General features: G+C 50.9%; 17 protein-coding genes and 2 tRNA genes. 10 read left to right on the plus strand and 9 right to left on the minus strand.

All coding sequences use genetic code 11. The annotated features are described in order from the left end of the window. Positions 1–589 precede the first annotated feature (589 nt). A complete protein-coding gene (gene nth, locus HMPREF1647_RS06010; protein WP_035433056.1) occupies positions 590–1261 on the minus strand; it encodes an endonuclease III in 672 nt (223 codons plus the stop codon). Between the two features lie 273 nt (positions 1262–1534). On the opposite strand from nth, the gene mfd reads away from it, so the two are divergent. From mfd to HMPREF1647_RS06040, 6 genes are all read left to right on the plus strand, one after another. Next, the gene (gene mfd, locus HMPREF1647_RS06015) at positions 1535–4978 is read left to right on the plus strand and encodes a transcription-repair coupling factor (RefSeq protein ID WP_035433057.1); all 3444 of its coding nucleotides are present in this window, start codon (positions 1535–1537) and stop codon (positions 4976–4978) included. Between the two features lie 2 nt (positions 4979–4980). Continuing rightward, entirely contained in the window at positions 4981–6021 is a 1041-nt protein-coding gene (locus HMPREF1647_RS06020; RefSeq protein ID WP_052039168.1) for a Gfo/Idh/MocA family protein, read from the plus strand. 5 nt (positions 6022–6026) lie between these two features. Beyond that, entirely contained in the window at positions 6027–6902 is an 876-nt protein-coding gene (gene mazG, locus HMPREF1647_RS06025) for a nucleoside triphosphate pyrophosphohydrolase (RefSeq protein WP_035433058.1), read from the plus strand. Positions 6903–7097: 195 nt separating this feature from the next. Then, a complete protein-coding gene (locus HMPREF1647_RS06845; RefSeq protein ID WP_052039169.1) occupies positions 7098–8066 on the plus strand; it encodes an FtsB family cell division protein in 969 nt (322 codons plus the stop codon). After that, complete coding sequence (locus HMPREF1647_RS06035; protein ID WP_035433059.1) at positions 8066–9112, plus strand: Ppx/GppA phosphatase family protein; 1047 nt, start codon at positions 8066–8068, stop codon at positions 9110–9112. Before HMPREF1647_RS06845 ends, HMPREF1647_RS06035 begins: the two co-directional genes overlap by 1 nt. A 29-nt stretch (positions 9113–9141) precedes the next feature. After that, positions 9142–9226, plus strand: a tRNA-Leu gene (locus HMPREF1647_RS06040). Between the two features lie 267 nt (positions 9227–9493). On the opposite strand, the gene HMPREF1647_RS07025 is transcribed toward HMPREF1647_RS06040, so the two are convergent. Together HMPREF1647_RS07025 and HMPREF1647_RS06045 are read right to left on the minus strand one after the other, a co-directional pair. Further along, positions 9494–9670 (minus strand): hypothetical protein, encoded by a 177-nt coding sequence (locus HMPREF1647_RS07025; RefSeq protein WP_156095561.1) that lies wholly within the window; start codon positions 9668–9670, stop codon positions 9494–9496. An 80-nt stretch (positions 9671–9750) separates the two neighbouring features. Further along, positions 9751–10035 carry a hypothetical protein gene (locus tag HMPREF1647_RS06045; protein WP_035433061.1) on the minus strand — a complete coding sequence of 95 codons (285 nt, stop codon included), beginning with the start codon at positions 10033–10035 and terminating at the stop codon, positions 9751–9753. Positions 10036–10232: 197 nt separating this feature from the next. Between HMPREF1647_RS06045 and HMPREF1647_RS06050 the strand changes: the two genes are divergently transcribed. Then, the gene (locus HMPREF1647_RS06050) at positions 10233–11972 is read left to right on the plus strand and encodes a UTRA domain-containing protein (RefSeq protein WP_035433063.1); all 1740 of its coding nucleotides are present in this window, start codon (positions 10233–10235) and stop codon (positions 11970–11972) included. After that, positions 11966–13054 carry a transketolase family protein gene (locus tag HMPREF1647_RS06055; RefSeq protein WP_035433065.1) on the plus strand — a complete coding sequence of 363 codons (1089 nt, stop codon included), beginning with the start codon at positions 11966–11968 and terminating at the stop codon, positions 13052–13054. The genes HMPREF1647_RS06050 and HMPREF1647_RS06055 overlap by 7 nt, the downstream gene beginning before the upstream one ends. 219 nt (positions 13055–13273) lie before the next feature. Here the strand turns inward: HMPREF1647_RS06055 and HMPREF1647_RS06060 are convergent, their stop codons facing one another. Both HMPREF1647_RS06060 and HMPREF1647_RS06065 read right to left on the minus strand, forming a co-directional pair. Further along, a complete protein-coding gene (locus tag HMPREF1647_RS06060) occupies positions 13274–13909 on the minus strand; it encodes a hypothetical protein (protein WP_156095562.1) in 636 nt (211 codons plus the stop codon). 48 nt (positions 13910–13957) lie between these two features. Next, positions 13958–14419: a hypothetical protein gene (locus tag HMPREF1647_RS06065; RefSeq protein ID WP_187468934.1), complete on the minus strand. Its 462-nt coding sequence runs from the start codon at positions 14417–14419 to the stop codon at positions 13958–13960. A 375-nt stretch (positions 14420–14794) separates the two neighbouring features. On the opposite strand from HMPREF1647_RS06065, the gene HMPREF1647_RS06070 reads away from it, so the two are divergent. Further along, positions 14795–15190 carry a phage holin family protein gene (locus tag HMPREF1647_RS06070; RefSeq protein WP_035433070.1) on the plus strand — a complete coding sequence of 132 codons (396 nt, stop codon included), beginning with the start codon at positions 14795–14797 and terminating at the stop codon, positions 15188–15190. Positions 15191–15194: 4 nt separating this feature from the next. On the opposite strand, the gene HMPREF1647_RS06075 is transcribed toward HMPREF1647_RS06070, so the two are convergent. The 3 genes from HMPREF1647_RS06075 to HMPREF1647_RS06085 form a co-directional block, all read right to left on the minus strand. Then, a tRNA-Glu gene (locus HMPREF1647_RS06075) sits at positions 15195–15269 on the minus strand. 68 nt (positions 15270–15337) lie between these two features. Beyond that, positions 15338–16366 (minus strand): hypothetical protein, encoded by a 1029-nt coding sequence (locus tag HMPREF1647_RS06850; RefSeq protein WP_052039170.1) that lies wholly within the window; start codon positions 16364–16366, stop codon positions 15338–15340. Further along, on the minus strand, positions 16363–17550 hold the full coding sequence (locus HMPREF1647_RS06085) for a hypothetical protein (protein WP_052039171.1): 1188 nt from the start codon (positions 17548–17550) through the stop codon (positions 16363–16365). Before HMPREF1647_RS06085 ends, HMPREF1647_RS06850 begins: the two co-directional genes overlap by 4 nt. 307 nt (positions 17551–17857) lie before the next feature. Between HMPREF1647_RS06085 and HMPREF1647_RS06090 the strand changes: the two genes are divergently transcribed. Continuing rightward, complete coding sequence (locus HMPREF1647_RS06090) at positions 17858–19072, plus strand: iron-containing alcohol dehydrogenase (protein WP_035433072.1); 1215 nt, start codon at positions 17858–17860, stop codon at positions 19070–19072. 47 nt (positions 19073–19119) lie between these two features. Here HMPREF1647_RS06090 and HMPREF1647_RS07095 read toward each other — a convergent pair. Continuing rightward, a partial coding sequence (locus tag HMPREF1647_RS07095) for a hypothetical protein (protein WP_222926894.1) occupies positions 19120–19352 on the minus strand: 233 nt, incomplete at its 5' end.

The following is a 19352-nucleotide window of genomic DNA, read 5'->3' on the forward strand; positions in this document are numbered from 1 at the left end:
CCAGCAGGTCATCGGCTTGCTGGCGGGTATCTTTGTGCGTAGATGTTGCGGTGAGATTGGGTTTCTCGCTATGTGTTTAACGCATCTAGTGGGCCGCTCGGCGCGCGCCTGACATGTGTTCCGTGAACCGCCCGGTGCGCGCCTGATTTCATCAAAGAATCTGTAACTTTTGCCTAAATGCTTCAAAGAATCTGTGGATTTGCCTGATTTCATCAAAGAATCTGTGTCCAAAATACAGAATCTTTGCACTTTTCAGGCTCACTTTTCAGGCAGAGTTTAAAGCGCATCCGAGCTCGCGCTTTCATGAAGCCTGATTTTCTCGCCATGTCTGAGTAATTTGCCGGAAAAGTTTACCAAGTCTGAGCTATTTGCCGGTTTTTCTCGTCATGTCTGAGTAAATTTACTCAGACTTCGTGCACTTTTCAGGCTTATTGCGGCGCTTGAGTTTGGATTCGCAACTCAGAAACATCTGGCGAGAAACCCGCGCGCTCGTAGCATGCGCGCCTGGCGAGAAGCCCGTGCACCCGCGGCACTCGCGGCACCCGTGCGCTCGCAGCTCAGCGCTGGGCCAGCGTGCCGGGCCTCGCGCTTACCCCTTGAACCAGCGGTTGGGCTGCTCGTAGGAAGGGCAGATGTCGCTCATGGGACAGCCGACGCACTTGGGGTTGCGAGCGGTGCAGGTTTCTCGCCCAAAGTGAATCCACTCTTCGTTGACGTCTTTCCAGAGTTCGTGGGGGAGAAGTGCGAGCAGGTCTTTCTCGGCAGCCAGCGGCGTAGAAGCCGAGCTCAGGCGCATGCGCTTGGAGATCCTGTACACGTGCGTGTCCACCGCGATGCCGTCGACCACGTCAAACATCTTGTTGAGCACGATGTTTGCAGTCTTTCGACCGACGCCCGGGAGCGTGACCAGGTCTTCCATGGTGCCCGGCACTTCTCCTCCGTACTCCGTTAGCAGGATTTGCGCCGTTTCCACGCAGTGCTTGGCCTTTGCCCGCCAAAAGCCGATAGTCTGGATGACCTCTCCGACCTCGACGGCATTGGCGGCCGCCATGGATGGCGCGTCGGGCCAGCGGCGAAACAACTCGGGCGTGACCTTATTTACGGCGGCGTCAGTAGTCTGCGCCGAAAGCATAACGCTGATGAGCAGGGTAAACGCGTCGTGGTAATCCAGCGCGCTCTGGACGCTTGGATAGAGTTCGTGCATGCGTCGGCACAGCTCAATGCCGCGTTCTACCTTGACTTTCTTTGATTCTCTGGGCATAACCTCTCCTCAATTCCTTCTATGTGTACCCAGTATGTAGTTACGTTATCACGTGTGGCGAGAATAGCAAAATAGCTGCATAACAGCTACAATAACAGCCCAATTGAAAAGTTATCAAACCTGCGCCTGCGCGCGGAGGACGTCGTCGGCTGCGCTCCGGCCGCCGACTGCGCCCCGGGCGTCACGGCGGACGTCGCAGCAGCTGCGTCCAGCAAGGTTTGGTGTAACCCGCATGCGTTTGCATGTGGGTTTAGCGGCATGGCGGGAGACTGTGTGTTTATCAATAGAGTTGCAGCTCAACTACTGAGCGCACCCGAGCTTGAGAAGCTGAAGCGAGAGCTTTCGCGTGGATCAGACGCCACACTGTCCCTCTCGCAAAGCGCTCGTCCGCTGATGTTAGCTGCACTTTGGGCGCAAAATCCCCGCCCGTGCCTGTTGGTTGTCGCAGGAGAGGACGCCGCGGACCGCACGGCGCGCTCGCTTGCTGCGTGGCTGGGAAACGACGCCGTGCTGCGTTATCCCAACCGCAAGGATCGTCCCTGGTCGGATACCACGCCTGACGACGCCCTTATTGGAGCCAGGTGTCGCGCCATCGCCAAGCTTTCCGCTGGCGAGAAGGTCATTGTAGTTGCAAGTGCTCACGCGCTGATGCGCAGAGTTCCCCCTGTTGGTTCGGGCTATTTTCTTCCAGCGACGTTCACCGTTGGCGACGACGTCCCCTTTGAGGATGTGGCCTCGCTGCTCGTCGGCATGGGATACGCCGATGCAGGCGAGGTAGATGCGCCAGGCACCTTCCACATTCACGGCGATACGGTTGATATCTTCCCAGCTCAAGCTACAAGTCCTGTACGCATTGAGTTCTTCGGAGACGAGATTGACCGCATCAGGCGCATGGTGGCAGCAACCGGACAGACTATCGGTGCCATCGATGAGGTGACTGTTGCCCCAGCTAGAGAGCTTGCGTTTACCAAAGAAACAATCCGCCGCGCAGAAGAAGCGCTCTACACGCGCGCGCAAGAAAACTCTGCACTCGCTGCTGACCTGGAGCTTATTCAGCGCGGAGCTCAGGCGCCTGCACTTGAGCGCTATCTTCCCGTGTTGTACGGAGGCACTGCCAGCCCTCTTGAGCACATCTCTTCAAAGACGCTGGTTGTTCTTGCGGAGCCACGCTCGCTCTTTGATGACTGTCAGCGTGCCTTTGACGAAATTTCTGCATCCGCAACAGCATCAAAAGTGAAACTAGATGGTCTGTATACGGACCCCAAGGCTATGGACTTTGGCTCGCAGCAGCGTTTGTCCTTCTCGTCACTTCTACGTACAGGAGCTGCGGTAACGTCAGAGCTTTCTGTGGTGCAGCCATCTATTGCAGGCTCGGACACAAAGCTTTTAGGTCGCGTGAGGCAGCTGGTGCAAGACCGCGATGCTGTGGTATTTGCGGTTCCAGACCGCGCCGCTCGAGAGCACCTCAAGTTGCTTTTCTCGGATGAGTCCATTCCGTTTGAGGAGTCGCTGGGTACGGCGCTTGAAAACGAGCCTGATCAAAACGGTGCTTACGCGCCACTCAAGCGTGGTCGCGTCACGTTTACCGATGCACCTGTTCCCGCCGGAATCATTATCCCTACAGCTAACCTAGCAGTGCTTTCTGTCTCGGACTTGACGGCCAGAAGCGCGCGCAACAAGAAGCGCTCCAAACGTATTGACCCCACAACGGTGACGTTCCCGTTTAAGCCGGGCGACTACGTTGTCCACGCAACGCACGGTATTGCGCACTTTACCGCTATTGTGCGTCAAGAAGTTGCAGGTAGAGAGCGTGATTACTTCCTGCTTGAGTACGCCAATGACGATAAACTCTATGTGCCCCTGGAGCAGGTTGACCGCATTACGCGCTATGTAGGACCTGACGGCAATAATCCACGTCTGACCAGGCTCAACACGGCAGATTGGTCGCGCGCTACTAACAAGGCAAGAAAGTCTGCCAAGAAACTGGCATTTGACCTGGTGGATCTCTATACACGTCGCGCTTCAGTGCCGGGCTACGCGTTCTCGTTGGACACTCCCGCTCAGGAGGAGATGGAGTCCAGCTTCCCATATCAGCTGACACCAGACCAAGAAAGCGCAGTTGCAGACATTAAGCTGGACATGGAAGCGCGCAAGCCAATGGACCGTCTGCTTTGCGGCGACGTGGGCTTTGGCAAGACCGAGGTGGCGCTGAGAGCTGCATTTAAGGCGTGCCAGGACGCTCGTCAGGTTATGATTTTGTGCCCAACCACCATCTTGGCTCAGCAACACTACGAGACGTTCTTCTCGCGATTTGCTCCGTTTGATTTGAAGGTAAACGTGCTTTCACGTTTTGTTACGCCTGCTCAGCAGAAAAAAGCGCTTGAAGGATTTGCGGACGGAACCGTAGATGTGCTGGTAGGAACTCATAGGTTGCTTTCAGCTGACGTCAATCCACACGACTTAGGCTTGGTTATCATCGACGAAGAGCAGCGCTTTGGCGTACAGCACAAAGAGCAGCTCAAAAACATGCGCGAGCAGGTAGACGTGCTGACGCTCTCGGCAACGCCCATTCCGCGCACCATGCAGATGGCCATGAGCGGCGTTCGTGACATGAGCCTGATTCTGACGCCGCCGCCTGGCAGAAAGCCTGTTCAGGTAATGGTGGGCGAGTACAACCCAGATCTTGTTTCCGCAGCTATTAGAAGCGAGCTGGAGCGAGAAGGTCAGGTGTACTACGTGTCCAACCGCGTGACCACTATTGATGAAGCGGTGGCTCGCGTGGAGGAGGCGGCTCCAGAGGCTCGCGTGGGTGTGGCTCACGGTCAGATGAGCGCTCGCGAGGTAGAGAACGTCATGCTCGCCTTCCAGGAGCACGAGATTGACGTTTTGGTGGCCACCACCATCATTGAGTCCGGCATTGACAACTCGCACACTAACACGCTGATTATCGAGGACTCACAGCGCTTGGGACTGGCTCAGTTGTACCAGCTCAAGGGCCGTGTTGGTCGTGGTAGGCAGCAGGCGTACGCGTACTTTATGTTCCCGGCGGAGTTGCCGCTGACGGAAGAGGCAACCGAGCGCCTGACGGCAATCAACGAGTTCCAGGACCTGGGCAGCGGCATGCGCATTGCCATGCGTGACCTGGAGATTAGAGGTGCCGGCTCCCTTATGGGCGCTGAGCAGCACGGAAACCTTTCCAGCGTTGGCTTTGACCTCTTTACACAGATGTTGGGCGAGGCAGTTGCTGAGGCTCGCGGTGAGTCCGCTGAATTGGAACAAGCTGAAGTTACCATCAATCTACCTGCAGATTTCTACCTTGATGAGGACTATCTGCCGGAGGTTGACCGACGCGTTCTGGTGTACCGTCGTCTTGCCGCAGCTACAGAGCTTTCCGATGTGGATGCCCTGCAGCAAGATACCGAGAATAGCTTTGGTGCCCTGCCGCTTGCGGGTAAGAACTTGTTTGATCGTGCCCGCGTGCGCATCCGCGCGCAGCGTTTGGGTGCAACGTCAGTAAGCCTGACAAATGGTCGCCTGGTATATCTGGGTGTAGAAATTCCTCGCGAACAAGCCCTCAAGTTGAAGGGTCGTGGTGCTATCGTGTATCCAAAGACGCATAAACTGGCGTATCCGTTCCACCGAAATGAAGAGCAGCTGATGCCCGCCGCCTTGGGAGTTCTTGAAGAGCTTGGTGGCGACGACGAGGTTGAGGAGTAAATATGAGCCAAACAGCAGGTCAGACGTCGCAGGATGTTGCAAGCGCCGTGGACACGATCTTTGCCGCACCACACCTTAGGTGGGGTGTTATTGGCTGTGGAGTTATTGCAAACCAGATGGCAGAGGCGCTGGCTTCGGTTGGTAGAACCATTGACGGCGTAGCCAACAGGACACAGGAGAAGGCCGTCGCGTTTGCACAAAAACATCACGTCAAGCGCGTGTATGACAGCATCGACGATCTTCTCGCCAGCGACGAGATTGACGCGGTGTATCTGACCACGCCTCACAACACGCACATCATCTACCTGCGCAAAGCACTTCAGGCGGGCAAGCACGTTCTGTGCGAGAAGTCCATTACGCTCAACTCGGCTGAGCTGCTTGAGGCCGAAGAACTTGCACGTCAAAACGGCGTTCAGCTCATGGACGCCTGCACCATTTTGCACATGCCACTCTACAAAGAGCTGGTTAGCCGCGTGGAGGCTGGCGAGTTTGGTCCAGTCAACCTGATTCAGGAGAATTTTGGCAGCTACAAAGAGTTTGACATGGAGAATCGCTTCTTCAATCCTAAGCTTGCGGGCGGCGCGCTTCTGGACATTGGCGTCTATTCGCTGACACTAGCGCGTCTTTTCTTGAAGAGCCAGCCTCATGACGTGCTCTCCATGATGAATCCGGCCCCTACCGGCGTTGATCAGACGGACGGCATTTTGCTCAGAAACGCCGAGGGTCAGATGGTTGTTCTGGCATTGACGCTTCATTCCAAGCAGCCAAAACGCGCTATGATTTCCGCTGATAAAGCCTTCATTGAGATTATGGAGTACCCACGTGCCGACGTTGCCACAATCACGTGGACTGACGACGGCAAGCAGGAGAAAGTCCAGGTAGGGCGCACGGCTAATGCGCTGGCATACGTGCTGGCAGATCTGGAGGCCGCTGTTGCAGGAGACGCTTCTGCTCAGGCGCAGCTTGAGGTCTCAAAGGACGTTATGGAGCTCATGACTAGCCTGCGCAATGACTGGAATTTCCTGTACCCTGAGGAGCAATAAATTACATGACATCTGACGAGAAGATCGCCCAGCTAGCAGCCGCAGTTGACGAAGAAACAAAGGCTCGTCCTGGAGCGCCGCAGACGCATCCGGAGTTTGACCGCCTGATCAGAACTATCTGGCGACTTCGTCAGGAGGACGGCTGTCCTTGGGATAAGGAACAGACGCATCAGTCCATCTCAAAGAACATGATTGAGGAGGCCTACGAGGCGGTTGAGGCGATTGCTGAGGACTCTCCTGAGCACCTTGAGGAGGAGCTTGGCGACGTGCTTGAACAGGTAGTTCTTCACTCGCAGATTGAGGCGGACAGCAGTGCAACGGGCTTCAACATCGACGACGTCTGCCGAGCACTCAACCAGAAGCTGGTACGCAGGCATCCGCACGTGTTTGGGCCAGAAGCTGGCTCAACGTCGTCGGCTGCGGCTGTCTTGGACGTGTGGGAGAGCGTCAAGGCTGAGGAGCGCGCCAGTGCAGATGATACCGTGCACACCGAGGGTCTTCTCGACTCGGTTCCACAGTCTCTACCTGCGCTCATGCAGGCGCAGAAGATTTCAAAGCGCGCCGCAAAGATGGGCTTTGAGTGGGCGTCTGTCGATGACGTGTGGGACAAGGTTGCCGAGGAGCGCGCGGAGTTTGACGCTGAAGCCCAAGGTACGCAGCAGAAAACGGACGAGTTTGGCGACATCTTGTTTGCGCTGATAAACGTTGCTCGCTGGGAAGGCGTTGATGCGGAAGAAGCGCTGATGAGCGCCTGCAGGAAGTTCCGCGCTCGCTGGTCGTATATGGAGAAAGCTGCTGCTGAGAGAGGCTTCTCGCTTGACGAGAAACCCGAGCTACAAGAAGATTTGTGGCAAGAAGCTAAACGTCATCTTGATGCGTAAGCAAGCTGCACAGATTGCAGCGAAGACGTGCGACGTTCCGTAAAGCTTGCGACTTGCCGTTGGAGCGACGACTTCTATTCGGTAAAACGATGAAATTCCAAACTGAGGCAGGGCTATCGGCGCTGCCTCTGCCATAATAAAGATGTTGCAATTTGTTGCGACGCATCACCAAACAAACCAGAAATGAGATCCGTGATGAGTCAAGACACCACTAAAAAGAGTGGTACAAAAAGAAAAACAACGCCCACCAAGCGTTCCGTTGAGCCTCTTAAAGAGACTACCGCGGAGCATGCCTCTGGTGCTCTCAAAATATTTTCAACTAAAAAATCCGAGAAACCCCAGGTAACTGAGAAATCTCAATCTGACTCAAAAGCTGTTGAGGTTAAAAAGCCTGCGGTGACTCCAAAAGATACAGCGTCGTCAGAGGGCGCGGCGTCATCAAAACAAGCATCTTCCCAGAAGAGTTCCAAGGACATTAAGTCTAAAAGAACCGTTCAAGTCAAGAGGATTGATAGGACTCAGAGGTCCGAGTACGGTCAAAAGTCCGAGCGCGGTCAGAAGTCCGAGCGCGTTCAGAAGACTGAAAGAACCAATAAACCGCAGTTCAGCGTAGCTTCTCTGGTAGAGCTTAAAGACAACGCACTTGATTTCGCGCGCAATCATACCAAGCTTGTCATTTTTCTCGGCGTTGTAATCTTCCTGCTTGTGGGCTTGTATCCGCCAATTCGCGGCTACTACCACGCTGTTCGCGAGCATGACGAGTTGCTGCTAAATCAGCAGAAGCTCGAGGAAGATCAAAAACGACTTGAGTCCGAGGTTCAGGGTCTGCAGACAAAAGAGGGCATCATAGATGAGGCTCATAAGCAGGGCTTGGTTTCTGGCGACGAGGAATCTGCGCGCGTAGAGGGCCTTGATAAAAAGAAGGACGAGAATACCGTTCAGCATCCTGATTATCCGTGGTACATCAAGGTTGGGGACTTTGTTTTTGGATTTACACCAGGTGATTCCGGCAATACTGAGGCTCCTAAGAGCGCAAACTCTGACGATTCTACATCTGCACCAGCTCCTGGAGAGTCTCACGAGCAGAAGAACTCCGGAGAAGGCGGATCTTCTGAGGGGTCCGGAGCCGACAATTCAAAGTCTGATAGTGGGAACTCACAATAATGCTTCTAGCTGCAATTGATATTGGAACCGTAACTGCTCGACTTGCGCTTGCGCAGGTAGAGGACGGTCGCGTCATTCGCATGGCCAAATACACCGAGATTGTCAATTTGGGCGAGGGTGTTGATACGACAAAACGCCTGCTACCTGAGGCAATTCATCGTTGTGTTGGTTGCGTTTCTTCTTATGTTGATCACGCGAGAAAAGAGGGCGCTGAGGCGGTTGTTTGTACTCTCACAAGTGCTGCTCGCGATGCAGAAAATGCTCCTGACCTGGGAATGGGTCTAGCCTCACTGGGACTTGAACCCATGATTATTCCGGGTGAAATTGAGGGTGCGCTCACTTTTTTGGGCGTCTCTCATGATTTTGAAAATCATCGCATTCTTGTTGCCGACAGTGGTGGCGGCTCAACTGAGCTGGTCGTTGGCACGCTGGCAGGCCAGCCTGCGGCCCAAGGCGCAGGCCAGTCTACGGTCCAAGGCGTAGGCCAGCAGCCTGGAGGGCAGCAGCTTGATATCAACTTCGTTGAGTCCGTCGACCTTGGCTGCAGGCGCCTGACTGAGCGATTTAATCTGTCATCGGATCACCCATCAGCTGAGGACATCGATGGGGCTCATAAAATGGCAGCTCAGATGATGTCTGAGGCTATTGTACGAGCTCAGCAGCAGTGTGCAGCGCCTGAGCTCTTGGTTGGCGTCGGCGGAACCGCAACCAGCCTCATTGCCATCAGGGATCATCTTGATCCGTATGACCCGTCAAAGGTGCACCTCAATCACATTTCGATTGATGAGGTGACGCAGATAGAAGGGCTTCTCGCCAGCAAAACGTTAAAGGAGCGAGAAGACATAACGGGACTTCAGGCAAAACGTGCACCCGTTATGCTCGCGGGCACTATTTTGCTTGCAGAATTGATGAAGAATTCGGGCTTCAAACACCTGGTAGTAAGCGAGAGCGACTTGCTCTTTGGCCTGGTGGTAACTGCAGCTGCCGTTCACCAGGGAAAGCAGTCGCCTGTGATTTGGCAGCCAATTTTGCGCCCGCTGAATTAAAAGTAGTGGCATAATAGCTAGACATATCCGGGGGCGTGGCGGAATTGGCAGACGCAGGGGACTTAAAATCCCTCGACTTCGGTCTTGCGGGTTCGAGTCCCGCCGCCCCTACCACTTTTGTTGCAGAATAAATAGTTTTTTAGCTGCGTATATTCAGAAAATATTTAAGTATTAGGTGTTTTTAAGCGTGAAGAGCGCATAGCTCTTGACCTGGTAAAACTTAACTCGACATTCAGCTCATGGGACAAAAATGGGACAACATTTAGTTCGACTGTTTATTCTTTTCCTGCATTAATAAATTGCTTTCCGCGATTAATTGCCAAAAGAAAACCCCGCTTGTAGCGGGGTTAGTAGTTACTAATTGATTCTTACCTTATGTAATTAAAGACAGCCATTTTCTGGATAACGTCTGAATTCAACATCTTTGAATTCAGCCTTTAGTTCTTCAGGAGCTGAATCTTTTACGCCATTATCGTCAAAATAGTGTTCCCTAACATACTCTGGACCATATTTATCAAATAATGACTTAAGAAACGGTCTATCAGGTAATTGAGTCATTATCCAATCTCCAGCTAAACTAGTGTTTTTAGGATTCTTCTTATTATAGATTCAATCTAATGTGGTCAAAAGGTAAGCTTTTATTTTTCTAACAATGGAGTAAGTTCTTTTTCGGCTTTTTCAGTAGGACCATTCCAAGTGAAATAATCAGGACAGGACTTGTAAAGTTTTCTACGGCGAATTATCGCAATTTGTTCATCGTTTGGGAGACCCATCAAAATGGCTATATTTTTCTTAGCATCAAGAGTCTTACCATACTTCTTAAGCAGTTTTATATGCTCACGTGCATAAGAGTTGCTACCCCTCATTAAAGAATCTAAAGAGATATCAAGCGAGTCGCAGAGCATTTCGTAATCGATTACCACAAGAAACCTCTTTTACTGTAGTAATAGTGATTTGTTATCGATCCAAGTAAGTGTCCTCATCTAAGTAATTATATTCTGCAAGAGAGATCAGCAAAAGTCATTTCCATACCTATTCTGTTCTCCTTCAGAAACTTGTATACTACTTGTCTTGTACCTAACGTATGCATGACTAATTTCTTACTCATTTCGGAGGACCTATGTCATTTGAGACAGGAGTTTTTCCGGTTTTAGTTTCTGAGGGCGCAGCTGCAGAGTCACTATCTCCCCAGGTCAGGGGAGGACTCAATGCGTCGTCTGCCACACCTCTTCATGTTCAGCTGTCAGATTTGATGCGCGTCAAAATTCTGTCAGAAGACTGGAAGGCGGGAACGTACATTCCGTCTGAGGCCGAATTCATGGCGCAGTATGGTGTCAGCCGAGGCACCATCAGAAAAGCCATTCAATCCCTGGTCAAAGAGGGTTTGCTGCTTACCCAAAAAGGCCGAGCAACGCAGGTTATTTCTAACACCGTCCGCCATGCGGCGGGAAATACCGTGCTTTCGTTTGCTGCAGCGCTTAGAGATGGCGGCTTTGAGTATCGAACTGAAGTCCTGTTTAAGCAGGTGGTTCCTGCAGATCAAGCCGTTGCCGAGCACCTGGAGATTCCCATTGGCTCTGACGTACTCTTTTTGCGTCGCGTCAGGAGTGTCTCGGATAGGCCCGTAGTGTGCCAAGAATCGTGGTCTAACCTGCTTGTTTGTCCGCAGCTCGAAGAGGCAGACTTTGAGAATGAGTCGCTCTTTGACGCGGTTGAAAGAACTTCTCAAAAAGAGATTGCGCGCTCTCGCATGCGCTATCAGTCGCAAATTGCAGGCAAAGACCATGCCGACTACCTGCAGTGTTCTCCAAATGAGGCTTTGCTTGTACTTGAGCAGGTAATTGAGTTGTCCGATGGCAACTGCATTGAGTGGAGTCAGACTTGGCTCGCTCCACACCAGAGTGTTGTTGGTGTATCTGAGCAGGTAGATGGCTCTATGGGGCCTCTGGACATCTCCTCGGTCCGCCGGTCAGAGCATGTGGACGCATCGCCGACTTCTACAGAAATAGACTCTGATCAGCGTACGCAACTTGAGTTTGATCTGCGTCACGAGGCGCTAGCGGTACGTCGAGGTATCATCGAGCTGGCACATCGCTACAGCTCAACGCCATTCCATATTGGCGGCGCATGCTCCGTGGCAGATATTGTCTCTGTGCTTTTGAGCAAGGTTATGCAGGTGGGCCACAGGGATTGCGAGTGGGAGCTCAGGGACCGCTTGATTCTCTCTAAGGCTCATACATCGCTGGCGCTGTTCCCAGCTCTTCTACGTGCAGGAATGATCTCTCAAGAAGACATCGACCGCGGAGTCTTTGGGCCTGATGCCGTCCTCTTTAAGCATCCACTGCGAGACCCTCAGCGCGGCTTTGAAATCTCTGGTGGCAGCCTTGGCATGGGCTTGGGCTACGCCGCTGGCCTGGGGTTAAGCCTTCGCAGAAAAGATCTTCCTTCTCGCGTTTTTTGTATTTTGGGTGATGGCGAGTGCGACGAGGGCTCCATTTGGGAGAGCGCCGCGTTTATCGGCCATAACCAGCTCTCCAACGTGACGGTCATTGTTGACCAGAACCGCATGCAGTTGGATGGCCCTTGCGCGTCCATTTTGGACACCGGGTCAATTGCAAGAAAGTTTGATGCGTTTGGCTTTGAGTCCGTCGAGGTAGATGGCCATGATGTGCTTGCACTGTACGACGCATTGAAGCAGCAAACTTCTAGGCCTCGTGCGATTATTGCGCACACCATCAAAGGCAAGGGACTTTCATTTGCCGAGAATAACGTCTCGTTCCACGACGCATGCGTGACGGACGACCTCTATGAGCAGGCATTGCTTGATCTGAAAGTCGCAGAGGAGGCATGCTCATGCTAGATACGTCGTTGCCGCAAGCGCAAATTTCTGCGGAAGAGTCGCAGCTCCTCGCAGGTATGAATACAAAAGAAGTGTTCGGCTGGGTTATGGGCAAGCTTGCCGAGGACGATGAGCTGCTAACCGTTGCTGTTGCCGACTATGGTCGCCGTTTGAACCTGGATTGCTTCCGAGAGCTTAGACCGGACGGTTACATTCAGTGCGGAATTGCGGAACAAAACCTCATTGAGGTGGCATCTGCCTGCGCAAATGAGGGATTCCACGTTTTTGCGCCGTGCTATGCCACGTTTGTGACCTCACGAACGCTCGATCAGATTCGCGTTAACCTTGGTATGATGAAGTCGCCCGTGGTGCTTGTGGGTGTTGCCGCTGGCTGCGAATCCGCAGCTACAGGACCATCTCACATGGCGGTGGAGGACATTGCGGTTACCAGGACCATCCCGGGGCTTTCCGTGCTCAATCCGATCGATAATGCCCAGCTTGCGGCCACGCTCATGGACCTCGCAAAGCATCCCCGACCAGCTTACGTGCGTATGACCTCGTGTGATGGCGTCAATCTGCATCCAGATGGTTACGTTTTTGATGCGTCCGGTGTCGAGAAACTCTTTGAGTCGGCTTGCGCGGCGGACACGGCAAGTGTAGACGGCGCGGCGGTCACCGAAGCTGCAGCTACCGAAGCTACAACCGCCATTCAGCCAAGACGTGTGACCGTACTTGCAACGGGTGCGATAACCAGTAGAGTCGTCGAGGCAGCTCAGCGAGCTGCAGAGCAGGTGATTGCAGATGGGATCGCCAACCAGACGAACATCGAGGTCTATGGCGTATCGAGCATAAAGCCACTTGACGCCTCTCTGACGAAAATCTGTCAGAACTCTGACGTGATTATTACTGTCGAGGAGCACAGTGTTTTGGGTGGGTTTGGCAGTGCAGTTGTCGAGCAACTCAGTGCATCAGGCGCATGTCCGCAGGTAATTCGTGTAGGTATGCCCGATAAATACCTTGAGGCAGACGTTCACCACAACATTCTTGCGCGCGCTGGACTATCGGTTGAGAGTCTGCAAGAGGTTCTTCTCGCCAACTGTTAAATCAACTAATCGAATCCAGGAAGTCTTTCTGTATTATCGAACATATCTCTGCAAGTTCGATTGCTGCTGAAACCAATAGATCTAGGCCGGCTATTACAAAATTAATAAAATCCATCCGAAGGAAAATGAAAAAAGATTTGAAGATGTCTGGGAAAAGATTATCGTGGAATAAAAGATACGTCTTAATTAGCCCTCATAAAAATATTTAGTTAGTTGGAACTATCCCTTGCCCATTGAGATGATGAACAAGGGATAGTCCCCATGTTCTTGATTGATTATTTTTTCAACTTCTTGATTTGTAGTAATGCGCCCGATTCCATTATTCCAGGTGACATGCCAGTCACAGTAAAGGACTGATTTTTCAGGTTCTTGCGGAGGTGTATATATCCCACCAATCATTTCTCCCTCGCAAATGAGTGATGGCATTGAATAGAACCACACATTATCTGAATATTCATCAGTAAAAGTTACACATGCAATTTGAGTCTCAGGATTAGGGGTGTCACATTGGACCCATTTAATACTTCGGGGGTTCAAGCTCCCAGTAAAAAGAATATATATAATCAATGCAGACATAGGTATTATCGCAATGGTTTGTAAAACGGTGTGTACAAGTTTTCTACTATAGTTTAAAGACTCAAAAAAGCTGCGAGATGACACGATTAAAAAAATGACTATAGACGCTAAAACAAAACATGCCATCCAGTGTCTAAAAAACAATACTCCTAAAAAACACACTGGAGTAGGATATGTTATGAACGGAATGAATTCATTTGCATAGAACACCAGAAAGAGAGCTGCTAAATAAATGGCCGCTCTTAGTAAATGAACAAGGCGATTAGTCTTTGAAAGCATCTCATTACCTCATTCTGCAAGTTTGAGAAATAACATTAACGCATGATTTCATAGACGGATAAGATTTGTATGTATGGGGAAAGAATCTTCTCTTGTTAGGGTTTCAATGGCATCTGAGTTTGTAGTTGTAATGTCATATTGGTTATTCTCATGAACTAGTAGCCACTCAATATCTTCAGTTGGTATTGAGTGGCGATATAACTCAACAGTTGCTATTTTTTCTCCCAAGCCGAATGGAAAACGTAAAACATAAAAATGTAAAGTTTCTTCTCCAAAACCAAATTCCTCAAGTAAAACAACTCTGGATAATGAAATTTCTCCAGTATTTACTACAGATTTATAATCATTTTGACAGGAATAAATGCAAGGAATAAATAAAAATAATGCTGCACAAAAAGCAACAGAGATATTATAAATAGCAAATAGATAAGTTGCTTTTTTAAAAAAAGCAACCATAGATTTTATTTTAGACAACAGTATTAGTGAAGTTATTAGAATGAAAATAGACATAAGAAATAATGCCTGTGGTATTGTCAACAAAGTGCCAAGAAAGCTCACTGGAGTATTATAATCAAGTGAGAAGAAAGAGAAATTTGAGAAGAAGAAATAAACCACTGACAGGACGCAAATAACAAAATATACGAAGCAAATTACCGTGATAAAAAACCCTTTTGACCTGTCCATCGCGATATCCTATTCTGTAGGTAGATAAAGACATTTCAGTAGAATTTTGCAAACTATTGTATATATATAAATTAAAAGAGTCTATATCTAAATACAGGGTCTTCTTCATCAAATTCACTGCCAAAGGTTAATTCTCTAAACATTTCTGTCTTTATTTTAAAGGTTACAGTAATGAGTAAATTAACATAGAAAGGAGGTGCAATGATTGGAAGGTGCATTGTATTTTTAATTGCGGATAAATTTAACCAAGGATTGACTATTTTTATTGCAAACTACGCTTTATTAACATGCGGTTTGATTTATGTATTAGCTCTAAATAGCCTAGTTACCATATATAGCTATACAAATAGTAAAAAATTAACTTTGAAATTTATTGAAACGGTGATAGCGAAAAAACTCCTTATTGTGGGAGTCGTTATACTTTCGGCGCTTTTTGACCTTCTCGCAAAAATCGGCCCTATTTCTATGGTTCAAATTACAATGACATTCTATATTGTTGAAGAAAGTATGTCTGCAATAAAAGCTTTAAAGAAGCTTGGCATAAAAACACCTGCTAGACTAGTTAAACTAATAAAAGAAAAGCTTAATGACAAATAGCGTATGGTGCCCCCAACGGGAATCGAACCCGTATTGCCGCCTTGAAAGGGCGATGTCCTAACCGTTAGACGATGGGGACGCGAAGAAAAAGTATAGCAAAGATGCTGCAGATTTCTAGGGCTAAACGAAGCGATTTTGAGCTTTCATCTATTCTTCGTTTTCCCACCAGTCCAGCCCGGCCTTAAACGCGTAGTCGCGAGCGCTCTGAGTCACGCCGGGCACCGACTCAGCCCACGAAATAAATTCCGGCACGTCGGCGATAATCGCTTCGGCCTCGTGAACTGCGATAACGTTCTCGGCAAACGTGTCAGGCGTAAAATTGATCCTGCACGGAATATAGAGATCAACAAAAGATGGCCTGAGCAGCGCATATGCCGCCCCCTCGCCGAGGTTGACAAAGCCTTTCAGCGCGCGCTTTGCCGCGGGCATACGATTCAACTTGAAGAACAGCAGCGTAAACGCCAGACGTATCCAGGCATTTGACTGATACCCGCAACTCTCGTCAAGCTTGTGGAGCCCCTCCTCATCTTCCAGGCGAGCAAGAACATATGCCAAGGTAAAACGTGCACCCAGCAAATCTGTTGGCGAGAAGAACAAGAGATCTTCACAGGCTTTTTTGGAGAGCTTGAAGCAGGCGCAATCGGTTGCAACCTGGGCAACCTGTGCGTAGAGGCGCAAAAGTGGTCGAGCTCCAGCGCAGGTCCAAGCGTCGCCGTGAGTTTGCTTTGCTTGCTCTAGTTTTGGCCTAAAGATAGGGTCAAATTCTTTTTGCAGGTCAAGCAAGTCGTTGAGGATTGCTGCGGGATGATTGCTGGAGATTTGCGACAGGATTCTCTGAGCTTCAAGGTTGATGCTTGTGTTGGCAAGAGCTGGGTTTTCAGTAATATTTGTCATCTGATTATGCAAGAAGTTAAGCAGATCCATGCGGCTTGAGAAGAAGTCCGCATCGGAATCAATTTCTTTAGTAATTCCAGCCTGATACTTGCCTATGACATTGACGTATTGAGCAAAAGCCTTTTCTTCTTCGTCAGCAATGAAGTCTTCAGGAGATGCCTCAACAGCAAGCTTCAACTCGTAGAGAGCAGCTTCAGAGACAATATTCTTTTCTCGTGCACACTTAGCTACCAGGCGATCTACTTGCTCGCTGACCATATCGTTAGCGGAATGCTTAATCACTCTGCATCACCGCCCGAGTATGGATTATTTGGCCCATCAATATGCGGTCCGCTTGGTCGCGGGCCAGCGGGACCTCCGGGGAAGCCGGGGCCGACCGGGCCGTCGGGAAAGTCGAATCCACCAGGGAACGAATCGGCTGAAGCGAACAAGGCATTTGCCTGCATTTGAAGTTCTTTTTCTGCCAGCTCAACGGTCTTTGGGTCTCTCGCCCTAACTTGATCTGCAAGCCAACGACCAAGAACACCGCGTCCTATCAGGTCATTTCCTTCTTGCAGCAATACAGTTGCCTCTGCAATGGCAATGATGAGCTCGTCCTCAGAATAGGGAAGTACGTTGAGACGAGAGAATTCTCCCTCAGGCAAATCCTTCTGTACGAAACAACAAAGTGTTGCCTCCGGATAGCGCTCAATCAGCAGGTCAAGGTAGTGTTCCACCTCAACCAACTCACGCTTCTTGAAGTGTATGGCCAGGCGAGCCAGCAAAATCCACGGGTCATCTGCCCCGCGAGGCGGATCAAGCTTGCGGTACTGATCCATGAGGTTGTCGAGGGCATCTTCGTCCTCGAGTTTTGCGTATGCGAGCGCAAGCGTAAAACGAGCATCGGCTGCGTCTGCAGCGTCAAGCTCTAGGAGTTTCTCGCCATATGCAATGGCGTCTTTGTTGCGGCCGCAGATAAGCGCGCGAGAAGAAAGCGTGGCTAACCAGCGCTTATAGGGGTTGATGGCCAGGCGCTGGGCAAGTTCTGCCTGCTCGGCGGGAAGCCCCTGCGAGGACTCTTGCGCCTTCTGGTTGCACGCGGCCTCAACCTGGGGGAGCTTCTCCACAAGGAACTGGTAGTAGGCGTCAAAAAGCCTGCTATTTGAAGCGTGGAGCATGCGCTGGGCATCAAAACAGTTGGGGTCCAGCTGAATTGCCTGGTTAAGGAGGCGTTTTCCCTGGTCGATAAGGGCCTGCGCCTGAGATTCTTCGACAAACGGCAGGCGATAATCAACAATCTCGGCCGCTTGTGCAACCAAATTGAACGCGCGGTCTTCGTCGGTTTGAGGGAGGGAATTGCGGTCGTTGGAGAATCGCCAGTTGAAGTCCTTCATCAGCGTAGCAATGCTGTCCTCGTCGCCGACTTGCGTGCGAGCAAAGCGGAGGATAAGCCGCTGGTAGTCTTCTTTTACCGGGTCAAACGCCACAGGATTCCTTTCTCTCTTACGTAATGATATCGCAGGTTATTTGGGTGTGCGGGGCAAGTCCGCGAGCGTCGTAAGAAGATTGTGAACGGCAGACGGAAACGTTTGGAGTGAACGGGTTTCTCGCCAGAAGGGCGTCAGGTTCCTGTCAAAGGAGTGTATATATTCTGAACGATATTGCATAAAATGACACTTTCATTTTGGTCAGGTGTCCAAAATGAGCTAGAATAGAAATGTTGAGAAGAAGTAATTGCGAAGAATGGCTTCGCTAGCCGCTTAGGGAAGCGGCACATAGTTAAGGAGAGGTTTTATGGGACGTTTTACAAATCCACGCGATCTGTATTTTGGCGAGGGCGCTCGTCACGAGGTTAAGAACCTCAAGGGTAAGAGGGCAGTTATCGTTTCCGGCGGCAGCTCCATGCGTCGTGGCGGCTTCCTTGATGACATCGAGAATGACCTCAAGTCCGCAGGTTTTGAGGTTGCTCACATTGAGGGTGTCGAGTCCGATCCTTCCGTCGAGACTGTTATGAGCGGTGCTGCTAAGATGAGCGAGTTCCAGCCAGACTGGATCATTGCTATCGGCGGCGGCTCCCCAATCGATGCAGCTAAGGCTATGTGGATTAAGTACGAGTACCCAGAGACCACTTTTGAGGACATGTGCAAGGTCTTTGGTCTTCCTGAGCTCCGCACCAAGGCTCACTTCTGCGCAATTTCTTCTACTTCCGGTACCGCAACTGAGGTAACCGCATTCTCTATCATTACCGATTACCAGAAGGGTGTTAAGTACCCACTGGCTGACTTCCAGATTACCCCTGACGTCGCAATTGTTGACCCTGAGCTCACTTACGGCATGCCTGTTAAGCTTGTTGCTCACACTGGTATGGACGCACTGACCCACGCTATCGAGGCATACGTTTCTACTGTTGCTTCTATGTACACCGACGGCGACGCTCTGCACGCAATCCGCGAGATTGTCGAGTGGCTGCCAAAGTCCTACGCAGGCGACAAAGAGGGACGTCAGCACATGCATGACGCACAGTGCCTTGCTGGTATCGCATTCTCCTCTGGCCTTCTGGGCATCGTTCACTCCATGGCTCACAAGACCGGCGCTGCATTCTCCGGTGGTCACATCATCCACGGTTGCGCAAACGCTATGTACCTGGGCAAAGTTATCCAGTTCAACGCTCGCGACGAGCGCGCAAAGACTCGCTATGCATTCATTGCTAAGGAGATTCTGCACCTCGAGGGCAACACTGAGGACGAGCTGGTAGAGGCACTTGTTCAGAAGATTCGCGACATCAACGACGCTCTTAACATCCCACAGGGCATCAAGAACTACGGCGAGGGTGGAACCAAGTCCGAGACCTCCATCATCGACGAGAAGGAGTTCTTCGAGAAGGCTCCAGAGGTTGCTCGCCTTGCTATCGAGGACGCTTGCACCCTCTCCAACCCACGCAAGCCTACCCAGGAGGAGATGGAGCAGCTGCTTAAGTGCGTCTACTTCGACCTTCCTGTTGAGTTCTAAGATCTAGCTTAGACACTTAGCTTCGCTAAAAGCCTGGTAGCGTTCCGCTACCAGGCTTTTTTTGTGCGCGCCTGCGTTGGCGGACGGCAGGCTTGTAGGTGGGCAAGTGCGGGCGGGCACGACGACGTGCTGGTAACATGCGCAGGCGTGCGCGGATGGTTGCTGCGACGTGCTGGTAACGTGTGCAGACGTGCGCGGATGGGCATTTCGGTGTCGAAAGTTCCTCGAGTCACCTCCAAGTGGTAAAAAATGCGTTTAGTTGGAGATTTCATTTTTCTGT

The sequence above is a fragment of the Lancefieldella parvula DNF00906 genome, assembly GCF_000758945.1.
Taxonomy (GTDB): domain Bacteria; phylum Actinomycetota; class Coriobacteriia; order Coriobacteriales; family Atopobiaceae; genus Lancefieldella; species Lancefieldella parvula_C.